The organism is Aquimarina algiphila, assembly GCF_007489275.1.
In the GTDB taxonomy this organism is placed as follows: Bacteria; Bacteroidota; Bacteroidia; order Flavobacteriales; family Flavobacteriaceae; genus Aquimarina; species Aquimarina algiphila.
Genome location: NZ_VLNR01000121.1, coordinates 1 through 7,287, shown reverse-complemented (window position 1 = coordinate 7,287; position 7,287 = coordinate 1). Strand labels below are relative to the sequence as shown.

Sequence of the window (7,287 nt, the reverse complement as noted above, 5' to 3'; positions counted from 1 at the left end):
CCTTTTAAAACCTTGAGTATTTTATCGTAATTTGCTTGAAAGTTGTGCATATGAATTATAGTGTCGTAACTACAATTTACTGCCTTTTAGCAGTTTGCGCAACTTTTTCTAAATGCACAACGGGTTATATCTATTTTAAATATAATGTAGATTATAATGGATATAGAAAAAAGAACACTTTTTTATGGTTCTTTTTTATATTGACTAAGGCCAATCCTTTGTTTAGCTGTATTTCCTGGTTGTCCAGGGTAGGATTCCATATCTGGATCAAGAGGTCTATTATCTCCACAACCTCCTAACGCACATATTGCATTAGCTACTAAATCCATAGTCATTTTTAACGTCTCCCTGATCCATTTTGATCTCCCTTTGGCATCTCCTGGGTTAGATACAACTTTTATGGCGTCTTGAATTCTTTTTTTCCGGAATTCTTCATTTAAATAATATTCATCTGGTCGTACTCTGCCAAATTCATCTATTTCTTCTGCATATCCTTTATACTCTTTTAACTTATCATACCATTTCTTGTATTTATCAAATACTTCTTTATCTTTTTTTAGTCTTTCATATATTTCTTCCCAGGTAGGTTTTTTCTTATCTGGGTCAAACCTGGCAAAATTTATTTCCTCAGGAAAAGGTCCTCCTCTTTTAGTTTTTTCAAACTGATTGATTTCAATCGAATTTTGATGCTTTTGCATGACTAAATCCAATTGCTGTTGAGAACCTCTAAATATCCACTGATTGATTTCAATAACGGTATCTTGATCCTTTTGGTTACCTTGTAAATGAATTTTCTTTATTTTCCATATAGGTACCTTTGTATTTCCATAATCAAAAGTATCTGATCCCATACTATCATCATAAACAATCTCTATTGATTTTCCTCTATCAAGAATTGTTTTTATTCTTCCCTTATCATCTTTTATGATATCCAGTTTAGCTGGCCTGTATAATTCTACTTCTGTGGTTGAATATACCTTAGGAAAAGCACGCATAAAAAAACCATTTCCAATGTAAGACCAAAGTCCTTTTTTTATTTCTTTACTCCCCGCTCCTAATGGAGCTACTCCTTTTTTTACGGCAATCGCTTCTATCTCATCGTACTTTATTTGAGCAGACTGCATTTTTGTTCGGAGTGAAGCATAGGTGTTCATAAGGGATTTAACCTTTTCGGGAAGTAATTTGTACTTTATCTTATCAAAACTCACCTCCATTGATAACATCTCCTTTTTTGTTAACAATGGTCTTACTGTATTCTGAAATTCAAGAGGGTAGCTGGAAAACTTAGTCCCTACTTCTATTCCCCAAATAAGAGTTTGCACGTGGTATTGAGGAATATCTGGATATATGACTGATTTTTTAAGAATGGAATGTATTACTTTAGCTTTTCTCCCTTTCAGTTTAGCTATTTGGTACCCATCTCCTTTGGTTGGACCATATACCCCGGCTTTTAAACAATATGATCTCACAGTCGATCTATAATAGCCTGGTCCAAGAGTAGAGCTTCCAATTGGTTCTGCCATTTCTGGTATAAACATATCTTCATCAAACCAATCAATACCATAGAGTGTATCCTGTATCGAGGTTGATATTGCTTTAGTTTTTTCAAAAGGCATTCTTTTACCTGTAACATTTCTTACCTTCTTCAATACTTTATCAAATATCTGAGCGTTACTGGCAGTTCCTATCAATAAGAAGAAGAAAAACAACCCTATTTTGAAACCTATTTTCTTTACCTTCAAAAAGTTTAATTCCATAATTTCATATCCCTTTTACTAGTATAGTTCATTTAAATGTATGGCATATAAAAATGAACTTAACCGAGTATTAGAATATCAGTTTAGAATATTAGAATTCACTAGAGTATAATGAGAATTTTTAATTGAGTTGGACAACCTATCATCACCTATAAACATTTTTCTTACCTAAATATAGATATTGTATACTATACAAGTCATAGATTAATATTGATAAAAATTATTTCTTATATCAAAAAATCTCAAAATCAAGATTTGATTAGAGAGTTTTTATTCATCATGTTTCTTATTTCATTTCTATATAACAGTATCGCCAGTCCAGATGCAAAAATAATGCAACTAACCAACATTAAAATTCCGCTATTCCAAATAAAATATGAAAGTCCGACAAATGGTCCACCAATTATGACCATAAGAGAACTTATAGGGTTAGTTTTGATAAAATTCAAAGCATGGGTGGCTAGCCCAATAAATAGTAACGATGGTCCAATGATTACAAAAGGGTATAAAATTAATGGTGTATTATTTATTTGTTCTCTTAATTCATTTCTTCCGATATCGTTACTACCAAAGCTCCACATCATAAAATCAATAGTACAAAGTCCAACATGAGCAATAATTCCTAAGGTTGTTAAAACAGATGCTATAGAATTAAGTTTATTTTTAGAAAATACATGATTAAAAGAAAATAATAATACTGCTCCAATCAAATTAAACCAATGAGCTAAATCTATATGTTTTTGTTCACTCAGTGATCCTTGAGAAAAAAATATATAACTGGTTACAAAAAATATTAGTCCTAAGATACATAAGGTTCTTGTTTGCATAATCTGTTTTTTTTATGATTTGACTATTGCAAATTCTAATAAACTATAGAGTCTATTTATATTTTTCTTTTGAATCGTCGTATATTAATATTGAGATGCTAATAAATGAGTTTCATATATTAATCACGCAGAGTATTGATGTATTTTTTACAGAAACCCAATCACTTTTTATTCTTATTGTATTTTTTTTGCTTTTCCTATCACTTTTGCTGGTATTCCTGCAACCGTCATCCCTTCTTCTACACTTTTGGTAACGACACTACTTGCAGCGATATTGACACCATTATTAATAGTAATATTTCCGAGAATTGTAGCTCCTGCTCCTATAAATACATTATTTTTTATTTTGGGGTGTCTATCTCCTCCTTGATGGCCCGTACCTCCCAAAGTTACATTATGAAAAATAAATACATTATCCCCTATTTCGGCTGTTTCTCCAATAACTAACCCAATCCCATGATCAATTACTATTCCTTGTCCTAATTTGGCATTTGGATGAATATCAATTGCATACACTTCGAAAATCCTATTTTGAAAAAACTTTGCTGTTAGTTTCTGGTTTTTCAGAAGAAACCTTCTAGCTACCCGATATGCGGTAATTCCTTGAAAACCTCTGGAAAAAAGAATCACTTCTAAATACGTTTCTATAGCAAAATCCCGATCAACATATGCTTTTAGATCAGCTATAATTTTTTCTTGTAAGTCAGGATCTTCTTCTATTTCTTTAACAATAACTTTTTGTAATTCAGATCGAGTGAAATCATCAGTTTTAAGCTTATCTCCCAATATGTCAGAAATTGCATGCCAAAAATCTTTTTTATCATTAATATTTTTAATAATTATTCTTTCTATAATCGCTTCTTTATTAGCAAAATTTTTAGCTTCTAAAGCTATTTTATTCCAGATGTTTTTCATTTATTTTTTCTATGAACTTTACATGAATCCTTTATTCAATGATAATTAGATTGAAAACAATGCAATTTAGTAAGAAAATGGAATATTTATTTTTCTTTACTCATCTTAGGTTAGAAACCTGTAGATAAAAGTTTTAATGCTTCATTTTTACATTGAAGAAGAATGTATTTTTTATCTTTAATTATGATATTTTCTGATGCCTTTATCTGTAATCCTTGTAGTCCTGTTATTGTCTTATAATATTTAAATAATTTCTCTTTATCCAACTGAAGAATATATCCTTTATTTGCATCGTATCTTATGGTCTCTACTTCGGCATCATATAAAGAACCTACCCCCAATATTTCATCAATAGTATCATTATCAAAATCTGCGATGATAAAATTGGTAGTAGGCCCAAACTGAGCTTGTATGGGTAAGGGTTGTATCTCAAAATCACCTTCACCATTATTTACCAGTATGATTGTGCTAAAATTAGTAGCTGTAAAATGAATGGCTTCTTGAAGGTTTTTATCTCCATATATCTCAGACAATGATGCATTAGCAAAAGCACTATATGTTTTGAACTTATCTTTTAACTTAGGAATTTGTTCTGATGAACATTCTTTTCCCCGAACAGGTAATAATAGTCCTGTTTTCGATTCTTTACTCAAAATAATATCCAAGCTTTTATTTTCATCAAAATCTCTCGCATAAATATGCAATGGTGCATCAATAGTTGGATGAAACTTAGTGTTTTCTCCTATATTTCCTAACAGGTAATCCATATCTCCATCTCTATCAACATCTGTTGGCTGGATTGTAAAATACCATCCTGAGGTATTTTCTAATATTTTATCTTGTTTATAGGTAAAAGTACCGTTCTCGTTTTTGAAGATGATAACTGGCATCCACTCACCTACTACGATAAGATCATCATCACCATCTTGATCATAATCTGAAAATACTACATCATTAACCATATTTAGGTTGTTTAAATCTTTACCCAAATCATCAGTTACATCTATAAACGTTCCTTTATCATTTTTTAAAAGATACGATGGAGAAGACATTGGATATTTACCTGGTAGAACTCCACCTCCTATAAAGAGATCAAGATCTCCATCCTTATCAAAATCAGATGTTGAAACTGTAGAGGAAACGGATCTAATATTGGGTAAACCATGACTTCTTGTAAAATTACCATTTCCATCATTAATATACATCCGGTCCTGAAGCCAGACACTATTATCCACATCTTCATAACTTCCACTCCCTACATAAAGATCTTGATCACCATCATTATCCATATCAAAAAACAAAGCAGTATTATCTTCAAAATCAATATCTTTTTGAAACGTAGCACTACTTGAATTTCTAAACATTCCATCTTCTTTTTGAATGTAGACTGCTCCTTGTGCTCCTTTGGCATTTCCGATAAAAAAATCATCTCTACCATCATTATTTACATCTGCTACTGCTAATGCGGCTCCTTTTTCACTCTGTTTCTGAGGTAGTAACAATTGTAGTTTATAATCGTCAAAATCACGTTCTTTATTCATATAATCAATACCAAACTGCTTACCATCTATACTTTTAAATGTATCTACATTCTTATTCTGAGAATGTTTAATCTGTTTTTTTGAATCTTTAGATTGTATCGTAAGTAATTGATTCGTTTTGACTTGTTTTATAATACTATATCTCCCATTGGGCCATTCTATACGTATACTATCAATAATTTTGATGTCATTTAATCCAAAATGTAATCGCTGACTTACTGAAGACTGAAACCCTCTAACGGGATATAATTCTTTTGACTGTTGTTGATTTTTTGTGTAAATATTGACTTTTGTTCCTATCCCATTTGGGTTATTCTCTTCATATAGGAGTGCAATAGAAATAAAATTATTGTCTTGATTATTTTTATAGATACTTGCGGTTTCCATCTGATTATTAAGGATCAAATCCAAATCCCCATCATTATCAAGATCTGCATATGCTACGCCATTAGAATTTATTTCTTTTTCTAACCCCCACTCTTTGGTTACAGGAAAAAAAGTTAGATTACCAGAATTTAAAAAAGCCTTATTACTCAATTTGGTAGAAGGCATCATACTAATGGCTTCATCAAGCGTTACTTTTTTACGTCGTATAATATTTGCTTTCATTCGATGTCTAAAATCCTGATTAGACAGGTCATGAAGAATACCATTGGTTACAAAAAGATCATTATATCCATCATTATTAAAATCTGCCAATAAAGGAGCCCAGCTCCAGTCTGTTTTTGCAACACCTGTTAATTGCCCTATCTCACTATAGACTCCATCTCCCAGGTTAAGTTGTAGCATGTTTGACATATATTGATGATGATACCCTGCTGCTACTAAAAGGTTAAAGTTTTCTGTACTCATTGAAGCCATATTTTCTTTACCTCTTTTATGATCATCAGATAACATATCTAATACCACTAGATCAGGTTTTAAATCATTATTAATGTCGGCATAATCAGAACCCATACTATTTACAGAGATATGATCAAAAGTTTCAAGAATTGAATTGGTAAAAGTTCCATTTTTATTATTCAGATAAAGAAAGTCTGGTTCTAAGAAATCATTAGCAACATAAATATCTGGCCAGTTATCTCCATTAAAATCTCCAATAGAAGCACTTAATCCCCAGGTTTTATTTAGCACTCCCGATTTTTGAGTGATCTCATAAAATGTTCCATTATTATTTTCAAAAAGTTGATCTGTACTTTCAGGAAGAAAACTTGATTGAATTTTGGGATCAATAGTTACATTATTATTAAAATCAGGTCGATGATTTACCAAGTATACATCAAGATCCCCGTCTTTATCAAAATCCAGGTAATATGCCTGAGTAGAAAATGCTGTAGAAGCAAGCCCGTATTGATCACCTTGTTCTAAAAAAGTACCATCTTTTTGATTTACGTATAGTTTATTCTTTCTCTGTTTCTGATTTTTTAATGATCCTGATTTACAAACATAAATATCCAACCAGCCATCTGCATTGATATCTATCATAGAGACACCAGTAGACCACCCCTCCTTATCCATTACTCCAGCAGTTTTTGTAATGTCCTCAAAAACAAAATCGCCTTTATTAAGATAGAGTGCATTACTTCCTTGATTTGAACTAAAATATAAATCTTCTAATCCATCTTTATTGATATCACCTACAGCTACTCCTCCTCCATTATAGATATATGAATAATTGAGAAAGTTGAAATACAAGGTTTCTTCCATTTTATTTTTAAAATGAACCTTACTATGACTCTCAGAAATTGTTTCGAATAATGAGGTATTCTGTTCTTTGTTTATCGCTTTTGTTATCTCTGTTTCATTTTTTGAGCAACTACTATATATTAATATCAAAACGATTACATATATCTTCTTAAACATGATGCTTAGAATTAAATAGGATTTGAAGGGAATCAGGAAAATAAGGAAGATTTTTTTTGATACTAAACTTATCTAATAAACAACACCTTTTTATAGACAAACAACACAGATTATCCTATAAGAACAACTAATGCTTGTAAAATGTATTTAAACAGTGATTTTAATTATAGTAACTACTCCAATATCATTTTGATTAGTAATACTAAACTCATAATCTTCTCCATAAAGGGTATCTAAACGCTCAATTACATTACCTTGGATAATTCGGTTTGATTTGTGCCACTGATTTCGGAGCTATAGTGCCAGTAATTTCAGTTCAAACTGTGCCACTTTTTACAGTTCGAATTGTGCCAATGTAAATTGAGTCGAGTTAATTTCGGTTCT

The 7,287-nt window shown here is 31.2% G+C and carries 4 protein-coding genes; all 4 read right to left on the bottom strand.

Annotation, left to right across the window (positions count from 1 at the left end):
• Positions 1-182: 182 nt before the first annotated feature.
• Positions 183-1,757 (bottom strand): hypothetical protein, encoded by a 1,575-nt coding sequence (locus tag FOF46_RS29800; protein WP_143919082.1) that lies wholly within the window; start codon positions 1,755-1,757, stop codon positions 183-185.
• A gap of 248 nt (positions 1,758-2,005) precedes the next feature.
• Positions 2,006-2,584: a hypothetical protein gene (locus tag FOF46_RS29795; protein ID WP_143919081.1), complete on the bottom strand. Its 579-nt coding sequence runs from the start codon at positions 2,582-2,584 to the stop codon at positions 2,006-2,008.
• A 174-nt stretch (positions 2,585-2,758) separates the two neighbouring features.
• On the bottom strand, positions 2,759-3,499 hold the full coding sequence (gene epsC, locus FOF46_RS29790; RefSeq protein WP_109434497.1) for a serine O-acetyltransferase EpsC: 741 nt from the start codon (positions 3,497-3,499) through the stop codon (positions 2,759-2,761).
• A 110-nt stretch (positions 3,500-3,609) separates the two neighbouring features.
• Positions 3,610-6,903 (bottom strand): VCBS repeat-containing protein, encoded by a 3,294-nt coding sequence (locus FOF46_RS29785; RefSeq protein WP_244299799.1) that lies wholly within the window; start codon positions 6,901-6,903, stop codon positions 3,610-3,612.
• Positions 6,904-7,287 lie beyond the last annotated feature (384 nt).

Excerpts from the sequence above, each read along its gene's own strand:
- FOF46_RS29800 (WP_143919082.1), bottom strand. The coding sequence starts at position 1,757 with ATGGAATTAAACTTTTTGAAGGTAAAGAAAATAGGTTTCAAAATAGGG.
- epsC (WP_109434497.1), bottom strand. The coding sequence starts at position 3,499 with ATGAAAAACATCTGGAATAAAATAGCTTTAGAAGCTAAAAATTTTGCT.
- FOF46_RS29795 (WP_143919081.1), bottom strand. The coding sequence starts at position 2,584 with ATGCAAACAAGAACCTTATGTATCTTAGGACTAATATTTTTTGTAACC.
- FOF46_RS29785 (WP_244299799.1), bottom strand. The coding sequence starts at position 6,903 with ATGTTTAAGAAGATATATGTAATCGTTTTGATATTAATATATAGTAGT.